Below are 23,559 nucleotides of genomic sequence, written 5' to 3'. Positions count from 1 at the left end.
ACGAACACGCAGTGAGATACTGCGAGGATGCCGTCTGCCACCGCCTCGCTGAGCGTCGAGGAAGCCGTCAATCGGCGTCGTGGCGACCTCATCGAGCTCTCTCACTCGATCCACGCCGAGCCCGAGTTGGCCTTCGCCGAGCATCGCAGCTGCGCCAAGACGCAGGCGCTGGCGGCCGAGTACGGGTTCGAGATCACCGCGGCGGCCGGCGGGCTGGACACCGCGTTCCGCGCCTCCTACGGCAGCGGCCCGCTCGTCGTCGGGATATGCGCCGAGTACGACGCCCTTCCCGAGATCGGGCACGCCTGCGGGCACAACATCATCGCCGCCTCGGCGGTCGGCACCGCGTTGGCACTGGCCGATGTGGCCGACGACCTCGGCCTGACCGTGGTGCTCGTCGGCACCCCGGCCGAGGAGCTCGGTGGCGGAAAAGTGTTGATGCTCAACGCCGGAGTTTTCGACGACATCGCCGCGACGGTGATGCTGCACCCAGGGCCGGTCGATATCGCCGCGGCCCGGTCGCTGGCGCTCACCGAGGTGACCGTCGAGTACACGGGCCGGGAGTCGCATGCGGCCGTCGCCCCGTACCTCGGGGTCAACGCAGGCGATGCGGTCACCGTCGCGCAGGTGGCCATCGGCCTGTTGCGCCAGCAGCTCATGCCGGGACAGATGGTGCACGGCATCGTCACCCACGGCGGGCAGGCCACCAATGTGATCCCCGGACGGGCCGAGATGCGTTACACCATGCGGGCCACCGACATGTCCGCGCTGCGGGAGCTGGAAGACCGGATGGCCGGTTGCTTTTCAGCGGGTGCGCTGGCGACGGGCTGTGAGCACCAAGTCGCCGACATCGCTCCGGCCTATGCCGAGCTGATGCCCGACCCGTGGCTCTCGGAGACCATCCGTGCCGAGATGCTGCGCCTGGGTCGTACCCCGTTGCCGGAGAACGTGGAGGCAAGTGTGCCGCTGGGCAGTACCGACATGGGCAACATCAGTCAGGTGATGCCCGGCATTCACCCGGTGATCGGGATCGACTCCGGTGGGGCGGCGATCCACCAGCCGGCGTTCACTGCTGCGGCAGCGGGCCCGAGTGCGGACAAGGCCGTGCTGGAGGGCGCAATCATGTTGGCCCGCACCGTGGTTCGGTTGGCCGAGACGCCCGCAGAGCGGGACCGCGTGCTTGAGGCGCAGCAGCGGAGGCGGGCTTCATGAGTGTGTTGCAGCACGCCGCTGCCCGCTGGTTGTCGGCCAACTACGACGAGATGGTGTCGTGGCGGCGGCATCTGCACGCCCATCCCGAACTGGGTCGCCAGGAGTTCGCAACCACCGAATTCGTCGCACGCCACCTGGCCGAGGCGGGCCTGAACCCCAAGGTGCTGCCCGGTGGCACCGGATTGACGTGTGATTTCGGGCCGGAGGACCGTCCGAGGATCGCGCTGCGCGCCGACATGGATGCGTTGCCGATGGTCGATCGGACCGGGGCGTCGTATGCCTCGACGGTGCCCAATGTCGCGCACGCCTGCGGGCACGATGCGCACACCGCGGTACTGCTGGGCACCGCGATGGCCTTGTCATCGGTGCCGGAATTGCCGGTCGGGGTGCGGCTGCTGTTCCAGGCGGCCGAGGAGCTGATGCCGGGCGGCGCGATCGACGCGATCAACGCGGGCGTTCTCAACGGGGTGAGCCGGATCTTCGCGCTGCACTGCGATCCTCGCCTGGCCGTGGGGCAGGTGGCCACCAAACCCGGTCCGATCACCTCGGCGGCCGATTCCATCGAGATCACCCTGCACTCGCCGGGTGGGCACACCTCCCGGCCGCACCTGACCGGCGATCTGGTCTACGGGCTGGGCACCTTGATCACCGGGTTGCCCGGCGTGCTGTCCCGTCGCATCGACCCGCGCCACGACACCGTCATGGTGTGGGGTGCGGTCAACGCCGGGGTGGCCGCCAACGCCATCCCGCAGATCGGCACGCTGGCCGGGACGATCCGCACCGCCAGCCGGGACACCTGGCTGACCCTGGAATCGATTGTGGAAGAGACGGTTACCGCGCTGCTGGCGCCGCTCAACATCTCGCACAGCCTCAACTACCGGCGCGGGGTGCCCCCGGTGGTCAACGAAGAGGTGTCCACGCGCATTCTCACCCACGCCATCGAGGCTGTCGGCCCTGATGTGCTGGCCGACACCCATCAGTCCGGCGGCGGCGAGGACTTCTCGTGGTACCTCGAAGACGTGCCCGGTGCGATGGGCCGGCTCGGCGTGTGGAGTGGGCAGGGCCCACAGCTCGACCTGCACCAGCCGACGTTCGACATCGACGAGCGGGCCCTCGGCGTCGGTGTGCGCACGATGGTCAACATCATCGCCGCGTCTGCGTAGCTGTTCCCCCTGCCCCGCGAGCGTGCGTGTCTGCCGCCCAACACGCCGCGTTTCACCGACATTTTGGCGTCACTCGCGGGCGGCGAGCGCCCATAGGCTGTCGACATGACAGCTGCGCCTGACGATCAACTGGCTTCGGCGACGGCCGCGATGCGGGAGGCCGAATCGCTCAAACGACAGCTGAAGACTGCGCAGTTGCACGCCGAGGAGTCCGCCGCCCGGGCCGAAACTGCCGAGGGTCGGCTGGAGTCAGAGGCTCGTGACGTCCACAAGTTGGAGTCGCTCTCGCTGACCAAGATCTGGGCCCATCTCAAGGGCTCCCACGAGGACGACATGGCCCGCGAGACCGCCGAGCGTCAATCCGCCGAGTACGACTACCTCACCCAACGAGCGCGCGCCGACGCCGACCAGCGGCACGTCGAGCATCTGAGCGGGCGGCTGGCGGCGCTGGGTGACGCCGGTGTCGCTCTGGAGCAAGCACTGCGTGCAAAAGAACGGTGGCTGCAGGAGAACGATGGCCCGGGTGCGTCGAGACTTCTCGAAATCGCAAGTATGCGAGGGCGATTGACGGCTGAGCGCACCGAGATCTCGGAAGCTTCCTCCGCCGGCCAGCGGGCATTGAAGGAGTTGCGCACCGCCGCCGAGAAGCTCGACAGTGCCCGGTCCTGGTCGGCCTACGACACCTGGTTCGACGGTGGCATGATCGCCAGCATCGTCAAGGAGGACAGGCTCGACAGCGTTGCGGTGTCGCTGCGTTCGGCTGACACCGATCTCAAGCGATTCAGCACCGAGCTTGCCGACATTCACCTGGAGGGTGTGCGTCTCGTCGAACTGAGTTCTTTCACAAGGGTTTTCGATGTGTGGTTCGACAATTTCTTCACCGATTTCGCAGTTCGTGACCGCATCATCGAGGCCCAGGAGAAGGTCGACCAGGCCATCACGGGTGTCAAACGGATCCTCAGCGACCTCGACCAACGCGCCCAGGCCCGCACCATCGAGTTGAACCGGCTGACCGCCGAACGCGCGGCCCTCCTCACCCCATAGCCCCGCGAGCGTGCGTGTCTGCCGCCCAACACGCCGCACATCACCAACTCTCCGCGCACGCTCGTCGCCGCCGGTTGTGCACAGCGTGCAGTTCATCCACAGATCCGCACATTGCGTCTTTCGAAGACATTGCGTACCAACGACGATCCTCAACATGGACGCTCAACTGATGCGGTTGTTCGACGAGCAGAACGGTGTCGCCACCAGTGGCCAGATTCTCTGCTCGATGACGCGCCATGCCTTCGAATCCGCAGTAGATTCTGGTGTGCTGGAAAGGATCTGGCATGGCATCTACTGCCGAGGTGAGCCTACGGAGCAGCTGCTGTTGCAAGGTCTGGACCTCGCCTGTGGTCGCAAGGTGCCGCTGTGTCTGGCCAGCGCCGCAGCTGTGCACGGATTCGACACCGAAGGCTCGGCTGACCTGCACATCTTGAATCCGCCGGGCTGTCAACTCCGCTCGGCTGACGGGCTGGTGGTGCATCGCAGGGACGGTGCGCCGTTGATTTCCGTCGACGGCAGGTACGTCACCGCGCCGGCATGGACCGCGATCGAGGTGGCCCGCACACTGCGCCGTCCGCGCGCCCTGGCAACACTGGATGCCGCGTTGCGAAGCAACACCTGCACGCGCGCCGATCTGTGGCGCGCGGCCCTCGAGCAGGCCGGGCGTCGCGGCATCGTCGCGGTCCGCAACCTGATCGCACTGGCCGACGGGCGCGCCGAGTCCCCGATGGAGAGTGAGGCGCGGCTGGTCATGCTTGACGGTGGTTTGCCGGTGCCCGAGTTGCAGTACGAGGTCATCGACGGCAACGGCCAGCTGAGGCGGCTCGACTTCGCGTGGCCGCGCCAGAAAGTCGCGGTCGAGTACGACAGCTTGGATTGGCATGGCAATCCCGATGCCTTGCGTGACGACCGGCGACGGACTGCGGCGTTGATGAAGGTCGGGTGGACCGTCATCGCAATCGTCTTCGAGGACGTGCGTTATCGCCAAGGTGAGCTGGTTGCGAGGATCAATGGGCAGTTGAGCGACGCTCGTGCCGCGTGAGGGTGCACGAATTGCCGGCGAAATGCGGCGTGTCGGGCGGCAGACACGCACGCTCGCGGTGCAAAGGGGGCAAGGGGAGCAGCTACGGGCCGATGTTGCGAGCCGGGCGGGTGCGCAGATCGTGGACGTACGCGTCCGGCGCCCCGGCGATCTCCGCGGCGTCGGCCATCACCCCGAGATAGCGGGCCGAGGGCAGACCGCCCTCCCAGGCGTCGACCACGTACAGCCAGGCCAGCACCGGGTCGGTGTTGGTGTCCGACGAGGTCCGGTCCACCCGGCACCGGATCTTCTTGTGGAATCCGAGCTCGGAACCTTCCCAGTGGTCCAGGCTCTGCTCGTCGGCCGGTGTCATGTCGTAGAGCACCACGAACACCTTCGACAGCGGGTCTTCGACGACGGTGGCCAGCGCGCCTTCCCAGCCGATGTCCTCACCGCCGAAGGTCAGCCGCCAGCCATGCAGCCACCCGGTACCCGCCATCGGCGAGTGCGGAGCCCGCTCCTGCATTTGCTCCGGGTGCATATTCGATCCATACGCGGCGTACAGCGGCACGGTAAGACAGCTTAATCGGCGAAGTTGGTTAGGTTGGTCCAGTGGCTACCCGCATCGTGATCATCGGCGGCGGACCCGCCGGCTATGAGGCGGCACTTGTCGCCGCTGCCCGCGGCCCGGAGGTCGCCCACGTCACCATCGTCGACTGCGACGGTATCGGCGGCGCGTGCGTGCTGTGGGATTGCGTGCCGTCCAAGACCTTCATCGCCTCCACGGGTGTGCGGACCGAACTACGGCGCGCCCCCAACCTGGGGTATTCGCTGGATTTCGAGCAGTCCAAGATCTCGCTGCCGCAGATCAACGAGCGCGTGAAGAACCTGGCCACGGCGCAGTCCGAAGACATCGCCGAGCGGTTGCGCAGCGAGGGCATCGAGTTGATCGCGGGCCGTGGCGAACTGATCGACGACGTCCCGGGCATGGCCCAGCACCGGGTCAAAGTCACCGGCCCGGACGGCGCGGTGAGTCAGTTGACCGCCGATGTGGTGCTCATCTCAACCGGTGCCAGCCCGCGGGTGCTGCCCAACGCCGCGCCCGACGGGGAGCGCATCCTCAACTGGCGCCAGCTCTACGACCTCGAAGCGCTGCCCGAACACCTCGTGGTGGTGGGGTCGGGTGTCACCGGCGCCGAGTTCGTCAACGCCTACACCGAGCTCGGCGTGACCGTGACGGTCGTGGCCAGTCGTGACCAGATCCTGCCGCATGAGGACTCCGACGCCGCCGCGGTGCTGGAGGAAGTGTTCTCCGAACGCGGTGTCACGCTCGTCAAGAACGCCCGCGCCGAGTCGGTCACCCGTACCGATACCGGCGTCCGCGTGACCATGGCCGACGGCCGAACCGTCGACGGCAGCCACGCCCTGATGACGGTCGGATCGGTTCCGAACACGAGTGGTCTCGGCCTGGAGCGCGTCGGCATCGAGCTCGGGCCCGGCAACTACCTCAAGGTCGACCGCGTGTCGCGCACCTCAGTGCCGGGCATCTACGCGGCGGGTGACTGCACCGGCCTGCTGCCGCTGGCCTCGGTGGCCGCCATGCAGGGACGCATCGCGATGTATCACGCCCTCGGCGAGGCCGTGGCCCCGATTCGGCTGCGAACCGTCGCCGCGGCGGTGTTCACCCGCCCGGAGATCGCCGCCGTCGGGGTTCCGCAGGCCGCAATCGACGACGGGTCCGTGCCAGCGCGCACCCTGACCCTGCCGCTCAACACCAACGCCCGGGCCAAGATGTCCAGCCTGCGCCGCGGCTTCGTCAAGATCTTCTGCCGCCCGGCCACCGGCGTGGTGATCGGCGGCGTGGTGGTGGCCCCGATCGCCTCCGAGTTGATCCTGCCGATCGCACTGGCCGTGCAGAACGGCATCCCGGTCGACGAGCTGGCCCAGACGTTCTCGGTGTACCCGTCGTTGTCCGGTTCGATCACCGAGGCGGCGCGCCAATTGATGAAACACGACGACCTGGACTAGAGAATCGGGCAGATCCCACCTCACCCACGTAGCCTGGGAATCGTGACTGACCCGATCTCAGCACCGGGCGACGGGCAAACCTTCCTCGGACCGCAGCAAAGGGCGCAAGCCTGGCAACGACTCGGCAGTGAACAATTCGACGTGGTGGTGATCGGCGGCGGTGTCGTGGGCGCCGGCGCTGCGTTGGACGCGGCCACCCGAGGATTGAAAGTCGCACTGGTCGAGGCCCGTGACTTCGCGTCGGGCACATCCAGCCGCAGCTCCAAGATGTTCCACGGCGGGCTGCGCTACCTCGAGCAGTTGGAGTTCGGGCTGGTTCGTGAGGCCTTGTACGAGCGGGAACTGAGCCTCACCACGCTGGCCCCGCATCTGGTCAAGCCGTTGCCGTTCCTGTTCCCGTTGACCAACCGGGTGTGGGAGCGGCCGTACATCGCGGCCGGCATCTTCCTCTATGACCAGCTCGGCGGCGCGAAATCCGTTCCCGCACAAAAGCATCTGACCAGGGCCGGTGCCTTGCGGTTGGCTCCTGGGCTCAAGCGCAGTTCGCTGATCGGCGGGATTCGTTACTACGACACCGTCGTCGACGATGCCAGGCACACCATGACCGTGGCGCGCACCGCAGCCCACTACGGCGCGGTGGTGCGTTCGTCGAGCCAGGTGGTGGCGTTGCTGCGCGAGGGCGATCGCGTCGTGGGTGTCACGCTGCGCGATTCCGAGGACGGCGCGATCACCGAAGTGCGAGGCCATGTCGTGGTCAACGCCACCGGAGTGTGGACCGACGAGATCCAGGCACTGTCCAAGGAACGCGGCCGGTTCCGGGTTCGCGCCTCCAAGGGCGTGCACATCGTGGTGCCACGGGATCGGATCGTCAGCGAGGTGGCGATCATCCTGCGCACCGAGAAATCGGTGCTGTTCGTGATTCCGTGGGGCACGCACTGGATCATCGGCACCACCGACACCGACTGGAATCTGGACCTCGCGCATCCCGCCGCGACAAAGGCCGACATCGATTACATCCTGCGCCACGTCAACACCGTGCTGGCCACCCCGCTGACCCACGACGACATCGACGGTGTGTACGCCGGGCTGCGTCCGCTGCTGGCCGGTGAGAGTGAGGAAACCTCCAAGCTCTCGCGTGAGCACGCTGTCGCGGTGCCCTCGCCGGGTTTGGTGGCCATCGCGGGCGGGAAGTACACCACCTACCGGGTGATGGCGGCCGATGCGATCGACGCTGCCGCAGAGTTCATCCCGGCTCGGGTCGCGCCGTCGATCACCGAAAAGGTCCCGCTGATGGGCGCCGACGGATATTTCGCGCTGATCAACCAGACCGAGTTCGTCGGGAAGCATTACGGGCTGCACCCGTACCGGGTCCGGCATCTGCTGGACCGCTACGGCTCGCTGATCGGTGAGGTACTCAAGATGGCGGAGGACGAGCCCGAGCTCTTGGCCCCGATCACCGACGCGCCGGTGTACCTCAAGGTCGAGGCCTACTATGCCGCCGCGGCGGAAGGCGCCCTGCACCTTGAGGACATCCTGGCCCGCCGGATGCGGATCGCCATCGAATACCCGCACCGCGGTGTCGATTGCGCCCGCGAAGTCGCCGAAGTGGTTGCGCCCGTGCTGGGATGGACCGCCGAGGACGTCGACCGTGAGGTCGCCACGTATATCGCCCGGGTGGAAGCCGAGGTGCTGTCGCAGACCCAGCCCGACGACGAGTCCGCCGATGCGCTGCGCCAGGCCGCACCCGAGGCCCGCGCCGAGATCCTCGAGCCCGTGCCGTTGAATTGACCCGACATTGAGAAAGCCCCCTCCGCTGCCGGTGCGTGACGGTCTGGGTCCGGCGCGGTTGCGGTTGTTGGGCGGCAATGTGTACGACGAGCTGCAGACGCGGTTCGGTATCGGCGCGAAAGTGCTTGCCGGAGAGGTGGTTCTGCCGGACGGTACGACGGTCGATGCGACGACGACGCTGCCCGCGGGAGCACATGTCTACTTCTACCGTGACCTGGTCGACGAGGTGGAGGTGCCGTTCGACATCCCGGTGCTGTACCGCGACGACGACATCGTCGTGGTGGACAAGCCGCACTTCCTGGCCACCATGCCGCGGGGCGGCCACGTCGTGCAGACCGCGCTCGTGCGGTTGCGTCGTGAACTGGACCTACCGGAACTGAGCCCTGCGCACCGACTGGACCGGCTGACCGCGGGTGTGCTGCTGTTCACCGCGCGCCGCGAGGTCCGGGGCCGGTATCAGCGGCTGTTCGCCGAGGGCGGGACCCGCAAGACGTATCTCGCTCGCTCTGAGGGCACCGCCTCGGTGGCCCTGCCGGCCACGTTGCGCAGCCGGATCATCAAGCACCGTGGTCGGTTACAGGCTTTCGAGGAACCCGGGGAGCCCAACGCCGAGACCTATGTCGAGGAGATGGGAAGCGGGCTCTACCGGCTGTCTCCCCGCACCGGGCAGACGCATCAACTACGTGTGCACATGGCCTCCATCGGGTTGCCGATCGTCGGTGATTCCTTGTACCCCAACGTGATCGACGTCGCACCCGATGATTTCGGGAACCCGCTGCAGCTGCTGGCCCAGCGCCTGGCGTTCACCGACCCGATCAGCGGCGAGGACCGTGCGTTCGTCAGTTCCCGCGTATTGGGCTGAAGCCTTGCGTGGCCGGACCGCGGTGATGTTCTACTGACGGGGTGAACCGTGAGACTTTTGACCATCTGTTCGACATGACCGACCGGACCGTGATCGTCACTGGTGGCACCCGTGGCATCGGATTGGCTCTCGCCGAGGGTTTTACGCTGGCCGGTGCGCGCGTGGTGGTGGCCAGCCGCAAGGCCGACGCCTGCGACCGGGCGGCCGAGCACCTGCGTGAACTCGGGGGACAGGCGATCGGAGTGCCCACACACAGCGGCAACATCGACGACCTCGGCACGTTGGTGGAGCGTACGGCCGCCGAGTTCGGCGGCATCGACGTGGTGGTCAACAACGCCGCCAACGCGCTCGCCCAGCCGCTGGGGCAGATGACGCCGGAGGCCTGGGCGAAGTCGTACGAGGTGAATCTGCGCGGACCGGTGTTCCTGGTGCAGCACGCGCTCCCGCATCTGAAGGCCAGCGCAAACGCCGCGGTGTTGAACATGGTGTCGGTCGGGGCGTTCAATTTCGCTCCCGCGCTGTCCATCTATGCCTCGGGCAAGGCCGCACTGATGTCGGTCACCCGGTCGATGGCGGCCGAGTTCGCCCCGCTGGGCATCCGGGTGAACGCCCTGGCGCCGGGACCCGTCGACACCGACATGATGCGCAACAACCCACAGGAGGCCATCGAGCTCATGAAGGGTGGGACCTTGATGAAGCGGCTGGCCACCCCGGACGAGATGGTAGGCGCGGCCCTGCTGATGTGTTCGGACGCAGGCAGCTACATGACCGGGCAGGTGGTCATCGTCGACGGGGGCGGGACAGCGCGCTAGCGGCCCGGAATCGAATTGGTCAGGCTGCCGGTGCCGACGGACAGGATCTGGCTGCGGTTCTCCACGTGCAGTGCCGTTTCCAGGCAGCCGGCGTCGAGGTTGGCCCACAGCACCTGCTTGGTCGATTCCAGTCCGAACTTGCCGTAGCCGCACAGGGTTTCGGCGATCTCGAGGGCTGCGTCGAGCAGGTTCGCGGTGTCGTCGACGATGCGGGTGACCAGACCGAGCCGCAGTGCCTCTGCCGCGTCGACCGCACGCGCGGTCAGGATCAGGTCGAACGCCGGGCCCGCGCCGATGATCCTGGGCAGGGTGTAGCTCACCCCGATGTCGCAGCCGCCGATGCCCAGTTTGATGAACTGCGTGCAGAACTTCGCCGACGGGCCGGCGATGCGGATGTCGCTGGCCGCGGCCAGCGCGAAGCCGCCACCGTAGGCCGCGCCGTTCACCGCGGCGATGACGGGCTGGCGCAACCGGTGCAGTTTGACCGTGAGGTTCGCGATGCGTTCCTGCCAGCGCATGCCCGACCGGGGGAACTCGGTGCCGCCACCGGCCTCGGGAGGGTTGGGGTTGCTCAGATCCAGGCCCGAGCAGAAGCCGCGCCCGGCGCCGGTGAGCACCACGACGCGGCACTCGTTGTTCGCCGCGATCGTGTCGAGGGTGGCGTGCAGGGCCTCGACGAGTTCGAAGGACAGCGCGTTGAGTTTCTCGGGGCGATTGAGCGTGATGACCGCGATGTCGGGCCGCGGGTAGGCAAGGTCGAGTGGCTGTGCAGGTGGCATGACCGGACCCTAGCCGGTGCTGTGCCACCCGTTGACGCCAACGGCGATCATCCGTAGTTGCTTGACCGCGGTGCGGTGGATGGCATCGACCGCTGAAGCGTCGCCTGCATCCTCAAGGCTCTCCGCTATCGAGATCATGGCGTTGACGAACAGGTTGGCCAGGATGTTGAGATCCTCGCTGCTCCAGTCCTTCAGGCCGGGGAAGCGGGCCAGGTCGATGGCCAGCTCGGAAGTGATCAACCGGATCTCGGTGCGGATCGCGTAGCGCAGCACCGACACACCGCTGGAACGTTCGCGGGCGATGAACCGCCAATGCTCACGCCGGTCGTTGAAACTTCCGATCAGGATCTCGGCCGAGGATTCGATGACGTGATGGGGGTCGAGCTTGCCGGCGCGCGCACCGCGCAGCATGTCGCGCAGAGACCGGAACGACTCGTCGATGAGGACGAGACCGAGCGCATCCATCGAGTCGAAGTGCCGGTAGAAGGCGGCGGGCACGATGCCTGCCTCTCGGGTGACCTCGCGCAGGGACAGCGCGCTGAAGCTCTGGTCCTCCAGAAGCGTGAGCGCGGCGGTGATGATCGCCCGCCGGGTGGCCTCTTTGCGCTCTTCCCTGGACAGCGTCTCCCGCGAACGCGACGCCGAGTCCGGCTTTCGTGTTCGTGACGTCGATGTTCGTGAATTGGGCGTACGTCTGTTCACTGGTGTGAACCCTACCACTTGCTGCGTTTTTATCGTTGACAGAGTCGCCTGTGCACGCGCACTGTGTACACATGTTCACTCAAACATTGGCTGAAGGTGTTGGCCGACGGCTATTGGCCGGACCGCGAATGAGTGCGCTCGCGAACCTGCTGACCGGCCCGCACGGCGTCGACCGCTACACCGAGCTGGTCGAACCGACCTGGACCCGCGGCGATGCCCGGGCCAAGGTGGTGGCAGTGCGGCGGCAGACGCCGCGCAGTGTCACGCTGACCCTGGAACCGAACGCGGCCTTCGCCGGGTTTCGGGCGGGTCAGCACATCAACCTCTCCGTCGAGATCAACGGCCGCCGTCGTACCCGGTGCTACTCGCCGGCCAACGCCGAAGGGGCTGGTCACCTCGAATTGACCATCGGCCGCCACGACGGCGGGCTGGTCTCGACCTACCTGTGTGACCACGCGTACCCGGGCATGGTGCTGGGGCTCGACTCGGTCGGCGGCGATTTCGTGCTGCCGGAGGCGCTGCCGCAGCGCATCCTGTTCGTGTCCGGCGGCAGTGGCATCACCCCGGTGCTGTCCATGCTGCGCACCTTGCGTGCACAGGCGTTCACCGGGGAGATCGCCTTCGTGCACTACGCGCGCGGCGCCGAGGAGGCCTGCTACCGCCCGGAGTTGGCGGCCATGCGTTCGGCCGGTGTCCGGATCCTGCACGGTTACACCCGAGGCGGCGTCGCCGGCGAGCTGGACGGGTACTTCGGTTTCGCGCACCTGGCCGAGGCCTTCCCGGGCGCCGAGCCCGACGCGGTGTTCGTCTGTGGCCCACCGGCACTGGTCGACGCGGTGCGTGAGGTTCGTCCCGACGCGCACTCGGAGAGCTTCGTTCCACCCGTGTTCGCGGCGCCGACCGGATCGACCGGAGGCACCGTCCGATTCGCCAACAGCGACGTGGAGGTGACCGACGACGGTCAGCCGCTGTTGGTGCAGGCCGAGGCCGCCGGCCTCACGCCGGAGAGCGGTTGCCGGATGGGTATCTGCCACACCTGCACCCGATTCAAGACCCGCGGCGCGGTCCGCAACCTGATCACCGGCGCGATCTCCACCGCCGACTGCGAAGACATCGAAATTTGCGTCACCGCACCCGTCGGCGACGTCGTCATCGACCTTTGAGACCTATCGACTCATGAAAGGCGCAGACATGACTCACTACACCCTTACCCCCGAGCAGTTCGAAACCTTCGGCGCCGAACTCGACGCCATCCGTGAAAAGGCGACCGCAGATCTCGGCGAACGCGATGCCACCTACATCCGCGACATCATCAAGATGCAGCGCAAGCTCGAGTTCGGAGGCCGGGCCCTGCTGTTCCTGCCGCCGGCCTGGCCGATCGGCACGGTGATGCTCGGGTTGTCGAAGATCCTCGACAACATGGAGATCGGCCACAACGTCATGCACGGTCAGTACGACTGGATGGGCGATCCCGCGCTGCGCGGCCAGAACTTCGAATGGGATTCGGCCTGCCCGTCCAACCAGTGGCGGCACTCCCACAACTACATGCACCACACCTACACCAACATCGTCGACATGGACCGCGACATCGGCTACGGCGTCCTGCGGATGAGCGAGGATCAGAAGTGGAGCCCGTACTACCTGGGCAACCCGCTGTACGCATTCCTGTTGATGGTGTTCTTCCAGTACGGCGTGGCCCTGCACGAGCTGGAGACCGAGCGGATCCGCACCGGTGAGATCAAGCTGCGTGACAAGAAGGACATGCTGCGCGAGATGTGGGCCAAGGTGCGCAAGCAGACCGTCAAGGACTATGTGGCGTTCCCGCTACTGGCCGGCCCGTTCGCACCATTCGTGTTTGCGGGCAACATGACTGCCAATCTGATGCGCAACGTGTGGTCCTACACGATCATCTTCTGCGGCCACTTCCCGGAGGGCACCCACGAGTTCACCATCGAGGAGACGCAGAACGAGACGCGTGGCCAGTGGTACTTCCGCCAGCTGCTGGGTTCGGCAAACCTGTCCGGCGGCAAGTGGTTCCACATCTTCAGCGGCAACCTGTCGTTCCAGATCGAACACCACCTGTTCCCGGACATCCCGGCGCACCGCTACGCCGAGATCTCCGGTGAGGTGAAGGAGATCTGCCAGCGTTACGGCCTGCCCTACAACACAGGCCCGATCCACAAGCAGTTCGCCTCGGTGGTCCGCAAGATCGTGCGGCTGGCGTTTCCGTGGGGCGGCACGCCCAAGGATCCCGAGCCCGTTGTGACCGAGTCCACAGCCAAAGAGTCCGCACTACAACCGGATTCGCAGCCGATCTGCGAGCCCGAACTCGTCAACTGCTGACCTTCAGGCTGCACTGCAGCAGCACCGTGTCCAGCCATCGTCCGTGCTTGTAGCCCACCGCACGCAGCCGCCCAGCTTCGGTGAAACCGTGTTTGCGGTGGAGGGCAAGGGATGGCGCTGCCTCGTCGGTGTCGACCACCACGGCGATGACCTCACGGATGTCTGCCGCAGTGCAGCCGTCCAGAAGCCCTTGCAGCAGCAGGGTTCCGATGCCGCGGCCGGCGCACTGCGGCGTGAGGTAGATGGAGTTCTCCACAGTGTGCCGATACGCCGGGCGCAGCTTCCATGGCGAGCAGTAGGCATAGCCCACGATCTCGTCGTCGAGTATCGCCGTGAGAAACGGCAGTTCACGTTCGCGGGCCGTCGCCAGCCGGCGCTCCCACTCTTCGCGATGCGGTGGGATCAACTCGAACGTGGCCACACCGGTCTCGACATGGTGGGCGTAGATGACGCTGATCGCGTCGAGGTCGTCCGGTGACGTGGGACGGACCACGATGTTGGTCATGATTTCACCCTAAAGGGCGTCGACCCGGTCGGTTGTCTGACTTTCTCCTAAGCTGTCGCTCAGTTGAGGAAGGGATTCCGATGGCCTACGTGAAGGCAGCCGAACGTCAGGAACAGATCGTCGCGGCGGCGATCCGCGTGCTCAGCGACGTCGGCGTGCCGGGGACGACGCTGCGTGCCGTCGCGGCGGAGGCGGGCGTCCCGCTGGGCACGTTGCATTACGTGTTCCCGTCCAAGGATCAGATGCTGCGCGCCGTCATTGTCGCCGTCATCGACGAGGTCGTCGCCACCGTGCATGACAGCCTGCAGCTCGACCGGGGTCTGGCCCACGCGCTGCGTCACGGCGTCACGACGTTCTGGGACGCCCTGGTCGAGGGCGACGTCGGCGTGCAGGTCATGCAGTACGAGCTGGCGATGTACTCCGTACGCAGCGAGGGGTCGGAAGGACTGGCGCGGCTTCAGTACGACCGCTACACCGCGCTGGTCACGGAGTTCTGCGAACAAGCGGCCAATGCCGCCGGCGAGCGCTGCGCCGTGGACTTCGCCACCCTGGGCCGCCTCGGGCTCGCGATGCTCGACGGCTTGATCATCCAGTACGTGGCCAGCCGCGACGGCCGGCGGGCGCGTCGTGATCTCGACCGCGGGATTCAGATGCTCGTGACGCTGGCAGATCCCCAGCCGGTGGGCGCTACGCGCGACTGAACCCTGGTCCGCTCGACGCGGGCTGTTGCCGCCAGGTGCCGCCGTGTTATAAAATTCGGACGGTTGACCGACTTAGAAACGGAGGCGGCATGACGGCACCGGGCAGTGCAACGGACGCCACGGTGGTTGTGGTCGGCGCGGGGATATCCGGGCTGACGGCAGCTCGCGAACTTCGCCGCCGTGGCGTCGACGTGGTGGTGCTGGAAGCGGCCGACCGGCTCGGCGGTCGAACGATGAGTGAGACCACCGCGCTGGGAACGACGGTTGACCTCGGTGGTCAGTGGATCGGCCATGATCACCACCGACTCATGGCGTTGGCCGACGAGCTCGGCCTGACCCGGTATCAGATGCACACGGGTCCGATGCCGGGCCTGATCGACCGCTCGCGCCGGTTGTCCGCGGCATCGCCGCCGGTGCTCCTGGCCGGATTGGCCTTGGCGACCGTCGAAGTCCTGTCCCGCACCGGCGTGCCGCGCTGCTGGAACAACACGACGGTCGAGTCGTGCTTGCGTCGAGTGCCGGGCCGCACCGCCCGACGACTGCTGGAAGTGATCGCGGCGGTGTCGTGGACTGCCGATCTGGACCGACTCTCGGTCTACGCCGCGGCGCGGATGATCCGGCAGCAGGGCGGCGTGCTCACCATGTTGTCGACCAAGGGTGGTGCGCAAGATTCCCTGATCGTCGAAGGAATGCGCGGACTCGCCGCGGGCTTGGCCGCCGAGCTGGACTCCCGGATCCGCTTGGGACATAAGGTCGTATCGATCGCTCGTGAAAGCTCTGGCGTGACCGTGCATACGACGGCGGGGGACTTTCGGGCAGCCAAGGTCATCGTCACGGTTCCGGCGCCGATGGCCGGCTCCATTGCCCACCAACCACCGCTCCCGCCGGAACAGGCCCGGCTCGCGGGTGACACGTACATGGGTTCGGTCTACAAGGCCATCGCGGTGTACGACCGGCCGTTCTGGCGGCAGCGCAAGGGTGGCGAGGTGATCGTCCTCGACGGTCCGGGCAGCGGTGTTTTCGACACCAGCCCGCCGGGCGGCCCGGGCCACCTTTGCGTGCTCATCGGCGGACCCGCGGCCCGTGAACTCGACGCCCTCAGTGCCGACGCCCGGCGAAGGTCTGTGCTGGAAACTTTGATCGGTCACATTGGGCCCGAGGTGCTTGAGCCGGTCAGCTGGCACGAGAAGTCTTGGCATACAGACGAATACGCCGGCGGCGGTTATATGGCGTTGCCGGTCGCGGGCGCCCTGGACGGGCTTCTTCCGCTGCCCTCCACACCCGTCGGTGACATCCACTGGGCCGGAACCGAAACCGCGAGCGATCACCCCGGCTACATCGAAGGCGCGATCGAATCCGGCCTGCGCGTGGCGCAGGAGGTCACTCAGGCGCTGGAGGACATTCGCGACTAGCGTCGTCTACTCCTGGTGGTGGAAGTACCCTCGCGTCATGCCCTCAGTTCTTGTCACCGGAGCCGCCCGCGGTATCGGCAAGGCTATCGTCGAGCATCTGGCCGCCACCGGGTGGGACGTCATCGCGGGAGTCAGATCGCACACCGACGGCGCCGCGGTGGCGGAACTCAACCCGCAACGCATCACGGCGGTGGTTCTTGACGTCACCAATGCGGACCATCTTGCCTCGTTGCCTGCTGCGCTCCCGCAGCGGCTCGACGCGGTGGTGAACAACGCGGGCATCGTGGTGGCAGGTCCGATCGAGACCCTGAGCCCCGAGGACTGGCGCAAACAGTTGGACGTCAACGTGATCGGCCAATTCGCGGTGACCCGGACAGTACTGCCGAAGCTGCGGGCCTCCCGTGGCCGTGTCATCTTCATCTCCAGCGTGAACGGGCAACTGTCAGCGCCGCTGCTCGGGGCGTACGCAGCGTCCAAGTTTGCCCTGGAAGCAGCAGCCGACGCGCTCAGGATCGAGGTACGCCCGTGGGGGGTGCGGGTGGCTGTGGTGGAGCCGGCGCAAACCGACACCGACATGTGGCGCACCGCCGACGATATGGTGGCGGAGCTGGAAACCTCGATGTCAGCAGAGCATCGCGCCCTGTATGACAAGCACATTGCCGGGATGAAGAAGTTCATCCCGCTGTCGAAGAAGTTGGCGGTACCGACTTCCAACGTGGTCGCGGTCGTCGAGAAGGCGCTGACCGCGCGTCGGCCTCGAGCTCGATACATGGTCGGTCTCGGAAGCAGAGTTCAGACGTCGATCATGACAAATATCCCTGCGGCAGTGCGTGATCGCGTTATCGCGGGGGTTGCCGGCGTACCGCGTAGGCCGTAGTGAGCCGGCGCGACCGCACATGGATCAGGTCTGACAGGTCGGACACCAGTACGTCACCCGCTCGCCGCCTTTGTCGGTCTCGATCAATGTCCCGCAGCGGCGGCAGGGCTCACCGGCGCGGCCGTACACCCACAGCTGTCGTCCATGCCGTGTGTCCCCGGTAGTGGTGCGGTTCCAGCGGGACCGGTTGAGCCACAGCATGTCCCGGGCCCGTTGCACGACACGCAGGGGATCGGTCAACGAGCTCACCGGAGAGGTGGGAAGCCGGCCGAAGACGAAACACAGCTCGTTGCAGTAGACGTTGCCCACGCCGGCCATCACCCGCTGATCGAGCAGGGCCGGCGCCAGGGGACGGTCCGGATCGGCAGCCAAGTTGGCGGCCGCGGTGCGGGGTTCCCAGTCGGGGCCGAGCAGGTCCGGTCCGAGGTGATCGACCGCTGCCATGTCGGCGTCGCGGTCCAGCACTTCCAGAACGCCGAGGTCGATCCCCGTCGCCCGACTGTCGGCGGTCTCCAGCACGATTCGGATCCGGTGGGCGGCGCCCTTTGTCCACCCGATGCGCCAGCTGCCCTCCATCTTGAGATGAGAGTGGATGCTGGCCGGACCCACCCGGATGAAGAGGTGCTTTCCTCGGCTGAGTACCTCGTCGACCACCTGCCCGGTCAGGTCGACCGTGGCGTAGCGGGGCACCCTGATATCGCAGCGCGTCAATGTCTTTCCTGCCAGCGCACTGCGCAGCGCGCCGGCGGTATGGAAGACGGTGTCGCCTTCGGGCATGCCCTATTGAACCAGTCGCAGCGATAGCTCCCACAGTCGTTGCGCGTTTGCCGGGTCCAGTGCATACGGCGCGACGCCGGATATGCCGAACTCGTCGCGGCGATCGACGACGGTGGCTTCGTTGCAGTCGTCGAAGTAGCGTCCGCCGATTCCCTCCAGCAGCGGTGAGGCTGCCAGCAGAACCGAGGTGGCCGCGCCCTGTTCGACTGTCTTGAGCCTGCTGCCGGCTTCCTGGAACCGTTGGGCCGCCTGGGCGCCATAGGCCGGGTCGAGATGGCGTTGCAGCGCCGTGAGGATGCCGCCGGGCATCAAGGCGTTGGCAGTGATTCCGTCGTCGGCCCAGCGGCGGGTGGCTTCCACGGCGAACAACACGTTGGCGGTCTTCGACTGGCCGTAGGCCCCGAACGGGTCGTAGTCGCGGAACGCATAGTCGATGTCGTCGAACACGACGGGGGAGCGCAGGTGCCCGGACGAGCTGACAGAGACCACGCGGGCGCCCCCTGCCGCGGAGAGGGCCCGGTGCAGGCCGGTGGACAGGGTGAAATGGCCGAGATGATTGGTCGCGAACTGCAGTTCGTGGCCGGTGGACGACAACGTGAGGTCCTGCACGGCCATCACCCCCGCGTTGTTGACCAGAATGTGCAGCGGCCCGGACCAGGCCCGCGCGAACGACCTCACACTGTCCAGATCGGTCAGGTCCAGGGCGGCGACCCCGATTTCGGTGTTTCCGGTCGACGCGTGCAGCTCGGCGGCGACGCGATCGCCCGCGGTGGTGTCACGGACGGCCAATGTCACGGCGGCTCCAGCGGCTGCAAGCGCTCGTGCCGTTTCGATGCCGATACCCGATGCGGCGCCGGTGATGATGGCCGAGCGCCCGGTCAGGTCGACCCCGGCGATCACATCCGACGCGGTCGATTCGAAGCCGAAGGGCGTGGTGATGGGAGCGGTCATGCGTCTCAACAACAACGCATGCCCAGGTGCTGTTCCCCGCGGCTACCGAAGCCGCAGGCCGCGTGGCGTGCGGGAGAATCCCGCCCCGGTCAGCGCGTCCTGCACGGCGGCACGGTCCGCGTCGACGCCGGGATCGAGCACCGCGGCCCCGTTGATCCGCTCGACCAGTAGCGACGGCATACGCCCCGTGCTCACGAGTTCGGCCAGAGCCCCCGCGGCGGCCCGCTGAGTATCTGCGTCGGAGGTGAAGCTGAGCAGGGTCCGGCCACCGCGCTCCAGGAACCACACCAACTGCCCGTCGACCAGGGCAACCAGTGCTCCGGCTTTCCGGCCCGGGCGGTGGGTGTCCTCGCCGCCGCGGTCCGGCCAGGCCAGTGCCGCTCCGTACGGGTTGGCCGGGTCGGTCGCCGCGAGCACGACGGCGTGATACTCGGGCCGCTGAGGGTCAACCCCATCCAGATATGACCGCAACCGGTCGACTGTCGATGCCGCGGCGAACTGTGCCCCGCCCAGCGACTCGACGAAGTATCCCCGCTGGCAGCGGCCGGCATCCTCGAACGCGCTCAACACCTTGTACAGGGTGGCGAACCCGCCGGGCACCCCTTCGGCCGCCGCCGCTCCCTTGGTCAGCACGCCATGCCGATTGAGCAGAAGCTCCGCCTGGAAGTGAGCCCGTACCGTCGAATCCGGTTCTGCACCAGGCAATGCCGACCACCGGCCGGACACCATCGGATCGCCTGCTCGGCTGTGCGGGCGCGCGACACTGTAGCGACTGAGCCGGGGTGGGCGTTGGCGCTGGCGATGCGCCGGTGCCCCGGACCGCCGCGGACCGGACAGCAGGGCCCGCACGGGGGCGAACGTGTCCCCGGTGACCCATCCGGCCCAGATCAGCTCCCACAGTGCGGTTTTCAGCTCCGACTCGGCAGCGTCGTCGGTGAGTTGACGGAAGAAGTACGCCCCGCCGTGCCCCAGCGTCTCCATGATCGCCCGGTGGGTATCGGTGAACTCGATCTCGGCGGGCACCGGCAACGTCAGTGGCGCGGTGTCTGCCAGATGGAATGCCACCCAGCCGTCGCTGCCGCCGATCTGCCCGGCGCCCGACCACATCACCTCACCGGAGGCGAGCAGCTCATCGAGCATGGCCGGTTGATAATCGCGTACCCGTTGACCGAAGACGAGTGACTCCACTGCCGACGCCGGGATGGGAATGCCGGCCAACTGTTCGATCACCGCGGCCAGCCCGTCGATACCCGCGCTGTGGCTGGAACCGACGTGTTGCCAAGACGTCAGGAAACGGCCGTAGGCGGCGGTGCTGACCGGTTCGACCTGAGCGCGCAGCGCGGCCAGGGAACGACGGCGCAGGATGCGCAAGACCTCGGCGTCGCACCACTGATCGCCGGGCAGATCGTCGACGAATTCACCGCGCACCAGCCGGTTGTCGACAGCCATGCGGCCCAACACATCTGCGGTGACCCGCAGCCCGAGCCCGAACCTCGCGGCGACCTCGGTGGTGGTGAACGGGCCGTGCGTGCGGGCATAGCGGCCGATCAGATCCCCGAGCGGGTCGTCGACGGATTCGGTGAACGCCGCGGGCACCCCCACCGGTACCGGCGCACCGACCCCGTCGCGCAGCAGGCCGATGTCCTCCACGGCCGCCCACCACGTCTGACCGGCGTAGGTCACCGGCAGCGCCCGTTTGGCGGCGTGCAGTCCGTCGAGCCAGCCGCCGACGGAGTCGGTGGTGGCGCGCGCCGCGATCTCGGCCTCGGTGAGCGGGCCGAGCATCCGCAGCAGGTCAGCCACTGCCTCGGCGTCGCGTGCCGCGCGCTCCTCCGTCAGGTGCTGCAGCTGAGCGGACGTCGAGGCGACCACCGCCGGATCCAGCAATTCGCGCAGCTCGACCCGGCCCAGTAATTCGGACAGCAGCACGGTGTCCAGTGCCAATGCTGCCGCCCGTCGCTCGGCCAGCGGGCTGTCGCCCTCGTACATGAACGCACCCACGTAGCCGAACAGCAGCGAGGCCGCGAACGGTGACGGAGTGGCGGTTTCGACCTCGACCACCCGCAGCCGGCGCTGCGCCACCCGTCCCATCAGTTCGGTCAGGGCGGGCACGTCGTAGACGTCCTGCAGGCATTCCCGGATCGTTTCCAACACGATCGGGAAGTCCGGGTACTTGCGGGCGATGTCGAGCAGTTGTGCGGCCCGTTGCCGTTGATGCCACAACGGGGAACGCTTGCCCGGGTGTCTGCGTGGCAGCAGCAGGGCACGCGCGGCGCATTCTCGGAACCGGGACGCGAACAATGCCGAGCCGCCCACCTCGGCGGTGACGATGGGCTCGACCTCGTCGGCGTCGAACACGAACAGGTCTGCACCCGGAGGGTTTTCACCGCTGTCGGGTAGCCGCACGATGATGCCGTCGTCGGAGGCGGTGGGCTTCTCGTCGATGCCGTACCGTTCCCGCAGCCGGCGGCCCACCGCGAGGGCAAGCGGGCCGTGGACCCGAAGACCGTATGGAGAGTGCAGGATCACCCGCCAGTCACCGAGCTCGTCCCGGAAGCGCTCGACCACAAAGGTGCTGTCGCTGGGGACCACACCGGTGGCCTCCCGCTGATCGTGCAACAGCTGATACAGGTTGTCGGTGGCGAAACCGGCGAAACCCATTGCCTGGCAGCGTTCGTCGAACTCGGCGCGACTGAGTGCGGCGAGCTCACCCGTGAACGCTCCGACCGCCGCGCCCAACTCGGCGGGCCTGCCCACACTGTCGCCACGCCAGAACGGCAGCCGGGCCGGTTGCCCCGGAGCCGGGACGACCAGCACGCGGTCGTGCGTGATCTCGGTGATCCGCCAACTGGTGGCGCCCAGGGAGATGACGTCACCGGGGCGCGACTCGTAGACCATCTCCTCGTCGAGTTCGCCCACCCGGGAAGGAGTTTCGGAATCGGTGGCCAGGTAGACGGTGAACAGGCCGCGGTCGGGGATGGCACCGCCGGAGGTCACGGCAAGGCGCTGGGCGCCCGGGCGGGCGGTCAGGGTTCCGTGGTCGCGGTCATACACGAGCCGTGGCCGGAGCTCGGCGAACTCGGTGGACGGATACTTCCCGGACAACAGGTCGAGCGTCGCCTCGAAGGCGCTGCGTGGCAACGTGGCGAACGGTGCACTGCGCCGCACCGCGTCGAACCAGGCATCGGCATCCACCGGTTCCAGGGCAGCGACCGCCACCGTGTGCTGGGCCAGCACGTCGAGCGGATTGGCCGGGACGTGCATGGTCTCGATGTCACTGGAGCGCATGCGCTGCACCGCCACCGCGCAGCCGATCAGATCGGTGCGGTGCTTGGGGAACAGCACACCCTGGGAGATCTCGCCGACCTGGTGCCCGGCCCGCCCGATGCGCTGCAGCCCGCTGGCCACCGACGGCGGTGACTCGACCTGGATCACCAGATCGACAGCGCCCATGTCGATGCCCAGCTCCAGGCTGGAGGTGGCGACCACGGCGCGCAGCCGCCCGCTCTTGAGGTCGTCCTCGACCTGGGCCCGCTGCTCCTTGCTGACCGAACCGTGGTGGGCCCGGGCCAGCAGCGGCAGCGCGCCATTGGCCTGGCCGCTGGCCATGAGTTGGGCCGGGGCGCCCCCGCCCACCTGCGGATTCCGATCCATCGACAGCTCGATGCCGGACCGCTCGGCGTGAATCTCGTTCAGCCGCGAGGTCAGCCGCTCTGCCAGCCGACGGGAGTTGGCGAACACGATCGAGGACTGGTGCGCCTCGATCAGATCCACGATGCGTTCCTCGACGTCGGGCCAGATGCTGTTGTTGTCGAGGTTGGCCATGTCCGGCACCGGAACCTGGACCGAGAGATCGAAGGTCTTGGCGGCAGGCGGAGCCACGATGGTGGTGGGTGCCTGCCCCGAGAGGAACCGGGCCACCTCCTCGGGGGGACGCACCGTCGCTGACAGCCCGATCCGCTGGGCCGGCGTGTCGAGAAGCTGATCCAGCCGTTCGAGTGAGAGTGCCAGGTGCGCGCCGCGCTTGGTGGCGGCAACGGCGTGGACCTCGTCGACGATCACGGTCCGCACGGAGGCCAGCGTCTCCCGGGCCGCCGAGGTCAGCATCAGGAACAGCGACTCCGGCGTGGTGATCAGGATGTCGGGCGGCTTGCTCAGCATCGCGCGGCGCTGGCTGGGCGTGGTGTCCCCGGAGCGGACCCCGACGCTGATCGACGGGGCAGGCACCCCGTGCCGCTCGGCGACCCGGGTGATCCCGGTCAGCGGGGTGCGAAGGTTGCGCTCGACGTCGACGGCCAGCGCCTTGAGCGGTGACACGTAGAGAACCGTCGTGCCCGACCTCTGCTCGGCGTCCGACCGGGCCAACTCGTCGATGGCCCACAGGAAGGCGGCGAGCGTCTTACCCGAGCCGGTAGGCGCGATGACCAGGGTGTTGTGCCCCTCGGCGATGGCCGACCAGGCCTGTGCCTGGGCGGCCGTCGGCGCCGGGAAGGCAGCCGTGAACCACTCCCGGGTCAAAGCGCTGAACCGGGCCAGCGGATCGGCCGGCGTGGTGGTCATCTAGCCATACTGCCGCGCACCA

General features: G+C 67.3%; 20 protein-coding genes. 13 read left to right on the top strand and 7 right to left on the bottom strand.

From position 1 onward, the window contains the following. Window positions 1–27 precede the first annotated feature (27 nt). The 4 genes from ACNQR1_RS28670 (at window position 28) to ACNQR1_RS28655 (ending at window position 4,461) form a co-directional block, all read left to right on the top strand. The gene (locus ACNQR1_RS28670; protein ID WP_418048975.1) at window positions 28–1,212 is read left to right on the top strand and encodes a M20 family metallopeptidase; all 1,185 of its coding nucleotides are present in this window, start codon (window positions 28–30) and stop codon (window positions 1,210–1,212) included. Next, window positions 1,209–2,375 (top strand): M20 family metallopeptidase, encoded by a 1,167-nt coding sequence (locus tag ACNQR1_RS28665; protein WP_418048974.1) that lies wholly within the window; start codon window positions 1,209–1,211, stop codon window positions 2,373–2,375. Before ACNQR1_RS28670 ends, ACNQR1_RS28665 begins: the two co-directional genes overlap by 4 nt. A 105-nt stretch (window positions 2,376–2,480) precedes the next feature. Beyond that, window positions 2,481–3,419 (top strand): hypothetical protein, encoded by a 939-nt coding sequence (locus ACNQR1_RS28660; RefSeq protein WP_418048973.1) that lies wholly within the window; start codon window positions 2,481–2,483, stop codon window positions 3,417–3,419. Window positions 3,420–3,573: 154 nt separating this feature from the next. Next, complete coding sequence (locus ACNQR1_RS28655; protein ID WP_418048972.1) at window positions 3,574–4,461, top strand: hypothetical protein; 888 nt, start codon at window positions 3,574–3,576, stop codon at window positions 4,459–4,461. A gap of 82 nt (window positions 4,462–4,543) precedes the next feature. Here the strand turns inward: ACNQR1_RS28655 and ACNQR1_RS28650 are convergent, their stop codons facing one another. Continuing rightward, the gene (locus ACNQR1_RS28650) at window positions 4,544–5,011 is read right to left on the bottom strand and encodes a gamma-glutamylcyclotransferase (protein ID WP_418048971.1); all 468 of its coding nucleotides are present in this window, start codon (window positions 5,009–5,011) and stop codon (window positions 4,544–4,546) included. A gap of 41 nt (window positions 5,012–5,052) precedes the next feature. Between ACNQR1_RS28650 and ACNQR1_RS28645 the strand changes: the two genes are divergently transcribed. Genes ACNQR1_RS28645 through ACNQR1_RS28630 form a run of 4 tightly spaced genes read left to right on the top strand, consistent with a single transcriptional unit; the run spans window position 5,053 to window position 9,930 of the window. Then, entirely contained in the window at window positions 5,053–6,468 is a 1,416-nt protein-coding gene (locus ACNQR1_RS28645) for an NAD(P)H-quinone dehydrogenase (protein WP_418048970.1), read from the top strand. Window positions 6,469–6,510: 42 nt separating this feature from the next. Beyond that, entirely contained in the window at window positions 6,511–8,256 is a 1,746-nt protein-coding gene (locus tag ACNQR1_RS28640) for a glycerol-3-phosphate dehydrogenase/oxidase (protein WP_418048969.1), read from the top strand. Window positions 8,257–8,263: 7 nt separating this feature from the next. Continuing rightward, window positions 8,264–9,118 carry a pseudouridine synthase gene (locus tag ACNQR1_RS28635; RefSeq protein ID WP_418048968.1) on the top strand — a complete coding sequence of 285 codons (855 nt, stop codon included), beginning with the start codon at window positions 8,264–8,266 and terminating at the stop codon, window positions 9,116–9,118. Window positions 9,119–9,159: 41 nt separating this feature from the next. Continuing rightward, window positions 9,160–9,930 carry an SDR family NAD(P)-dependent oxidoreductase gene (locus tag ACNQR1_RS28630; protein WP_418048967.1) on the top strand — a complete coding sequence of 257 codons (771 nt, stop codon included), beginning with the start codon at window positions 9,160–9,162 and terminating at the stop codon, window positions 9,928–9,930. Here ACNQR1_RS28630 and ACNQR1_RS28625 read toward each other — a convergent pair. Together ACNQR1_RS28625 and ACNQR1_RS28620 are read right to left on the bottom strand one after the other, a co-directional pair. After that, window positions 9,927–10,709: an enoyl-CoA hydratase/isomerase family protein gene (locus ACNQR1_RS28625; RefSeq protein WP_418048966.1), complete on the bottom strand. Its 783-nt coding sequence runs from the start codon at window positions 10,707–10,709 to the stop codon at window positions 9,927–9,929. The two genes, ACNQR1_RS28630 and ACNQR1_RS28625, sit on opposite strands and share 4 nt — an antisense overlap. Before the next feature lie 9 nt (window positions 10,710–10,718). Then, window positions 10,719–11,411, bottom strand: a complete 693-nt coding sequence (locus tag ACNQR1_RS28620) for a TetR family transcriptional regulator (RefSeq protein ID WP_418048965.1) — start codon at window positions 11,409–11,411, stop codon at window positions 10,719–10,721. A gap of 71 nt (window positions 11,412–11,482) precedes the next feature. Between ACNQR1_RS28620 and ACNQR1_RS28615 the strand changes: the two genes are divergently transcribed. Then, on the top strand, window positions 11,483–12,574 hold the full coding sequence (locus tag ACNQR1_RS28615) for a ferredoxin reductase (protein WP_418048964.1): 1,092 nt from the start codon (window positions 11,483–11,485) through the stop codon (window positions 12,572–12,574). Window positions 12,575–12,602: 28 nt separating this feature from the next. Further along, entirely contained in the window at window positions 12,603–13,754 is a 1,152-nt protein-coding gene (locus ACNQR1_RS28610; protein ID WP_418048963.1) for a fatty acid desaturase family protein, read from the top strand. Here the strand turns inward: ACNQR1_RS28610 and ACNQR1_RS28605 are convergent. Further along, a complete protein-coding gene (locus ACNQR1_RS28605; RefSeq protein WP_418048962.1) occupies window positions 13,744–14,259 on the bottom strand; it encodes a GNAT family N-acetyltransferase in 516 nt (171 codons plus the stop codon). The genes ACNQR1_RS28610 and ACNQR1_RS28605 overlap by 11 nt on opposite strands. Window positions 14,260–14,339: 80 nt before the next feature. Here ACNQR1_RS28605 and ACNQR1_RS28600 point away from each other — a divergent pair, with 80 nt between their 5' ends. The 3 genes from ACNQR1_RS28600 to ACNQR1_RS28590 all read left to right on the top strand — a co-directional run bounded on the left by ACNQR1_RS28600 (window position 14,340) and on the right by ACNQR1_RS28590 (window position 17,249). After that, entirely contained in the window at window positions 14,340–14,960 is a 621-nt protein-coding gene (locus tag ACNQR1_RS28600; RefSeq protein WP_418048961.1) for a TetR/AcrR family transcriptional regulator, read from the top strand. 89 nt (window positions 14,961–15,049) lie between these two features. Continuing rightward, entirely contained in the window at window positions 15,050–16,372 is a 1,323-nt protein-coding gene (locus tag ACNQR1_RS28595; RefSeq protein WP_418048960.1) for a flavin monoamine oxidase family protein, read from the top strand. 37 nt (window positions 16,373–16,409) lie between these two features. Next, the gene (locus ACNQR1_RS28590; protein ID WP_418048959.1) at window positions 16,410–17,249 is read left to right on the top strand and encodes an SDR family NAD(P)-dependent oxidoreductase; all 840 of its coding nucleotides are present in this window, start codon (window positions 16,410–16,412) and stop codon (window positions 17,247–17,249) included. A gap of 24 nt (window positions 17,250–17,273) precedes the next feature. Here ACNQR1_RS28590 and nei2 read toward each other — a convergent pair whose 3' ends face one another. From nei2 to ACNQR1_RS28575, 3 genes are read right to left on the bottom strand one after another with little or no spacing between them, the layout of a single operon-like run. Continuing rightward, window positions 17,274–18,026: an endonuclease VIII Nei2 gene (nei2, locus tag ACNQR1_RS28585; protein WP_418048958.1), complete on the bottom strand. Its 753-nt coding sequence runs from the start codon at window positions 18,024–18,026 to the stop codon at window positions 17,274–17,276. Between the two features lie 3 nt (window positions 18,027–18,029). Next, window positions 18,030–18,977, bottom strand: coding sequence for an SDR family NAD(P)-dependent oxidoreductase (locus tag ACNQR1_RS28580; protein WP_418048957.1), 948 nt, complete (start codon window positions 18,975–18,977; stop codon window positions 18,030–18,032). Between the two features lie 42 nt (window positions 18,978–19,019). Next, a complete protein-coding gene (locus ACNQR1_RS28575) occupies window positions 19,020–23,537 on the bottom strand; it encodes an ATP-dependent helicase (RefSeq protein ID WP_418048956.1) in 4,518 nt (1,505 codons plus the stop codon). Window positions 23,538–23,559: the final 22 nt, after the last annotated feature.

Origin of the sequence: Mycobacterium sp. 48b, assembly GCF_048282725.1 — a bacterium.
In the GTDB taxonomy this organism is placed as follows: domain Bacteria; phylum Actinomycetota; class Actinomycetes; order Mycobacteriales; family Mycobacteriaceae; genus Mycobacterium.
This window is presented reverse-complemented; position numbering and strand designations above follow the sequence as displayed.

Bases quoted from the DNA above. Each gene is read 5' to 3' on its own strand.
- ACNQR1_RS28670 (WP_418048975.1), top strand. From the start codon at position 28: ATGCCGTCTGCCACCGCCTCGCTGAGCGTCGAGGAAGCCGTCAATCGG.
- ACNQR1_RS28665 (WP_418048974.1), top strand. From the start codon at position 1,209: ATGAGTGTGTTGCAGCACGCCGCTGCCCGCTGGTTGTCGGCCAACTAC.
- ACNQR1_RS28660 (WP_418048973.1), top strand. From the start codon at position 2,481: ATGACAGCTGCGCCTGACGATCAACTGGCTTCGGCGACGGCCGCGATG.
- ACNQR1_RS28655 (WP_418048972.1), top strand. From the start codon at position 3,574: ATGGACGCTCAACTGATGCGGTTGTTCGACGAGCAGAACGGTGTCGCC.
- ACNQR1_RS28625 (WP_418048966.1), bottom strand. From the start codon at position 10,709: ATGCCACCTGCACAGCCACTCGACCTTGCCTACCCGCGGCCCGACATC.
- ACNQR1_RS28615 (WP_418048964.1), top strand. From the start codon at position 11,483: ATGTTCACTCAAACATTGGCTGAAGGTGTTGGCCGACGGCTATTGGCC.
- ACNQR1_RS28610 (WP_418048963.1), top strand. From the start codon at position 12,603: ATGACTCACTACACCCTTACCCCCGAGCAGTTCGAAACCTTCGGCGCC.
- ACNQR1_RS28605 (WP_418048962.1), bottom strand. From the start codon at position 14,259: ATGACCAACATCGTGGTCCGTCCCACGTCACCGGACGACCTCGACGCG.
- ACNQR1_RS28600 (WP_418048961.1), top strand. From the start codon at position 14,340: ATGGCCTACGTGAAGGCAGCCGAACGTCAGGAACAGATCGTCGCGGCG.
- ACNQR1_RS28595 (WP_418048960.1), top strand. From the start codon at position 15,050: ATGACGGCACCGGGCAGTGCAACGGACGCCACGGTGGTTGTGGTCGGC.
- ACNQR1_RS28590 (WP_418048959.1), top strand. From the start codon at position 16,410: ATGCCCTCAGTTCTTGTCACCGGAGCCGCCCGCGGTATCGGCAAGGCT.
- nei2 (WP_418048958.1), bottom strand. From the start codon at position 18,026: ATGCCCGAAGGCGACACCGTCTTCCATACCGCCGGCGCGCTGCGCAGT.
- ACNQR1_RS28580 (WP_418048957.1), bottom strand. From the start codon at position 18,977: ATGACCGCTCCCATCACCACGCCCTTCGGCTTCGAATCGACCGCGTCG.
- ACNQR1_RS28575 (WP_418048956.1), bottom strand. From the start codon at position 23,537: ATGACCACCACGCCGGCCGATCCGCTGGCCCGGTTCAGCGCTTTGACC.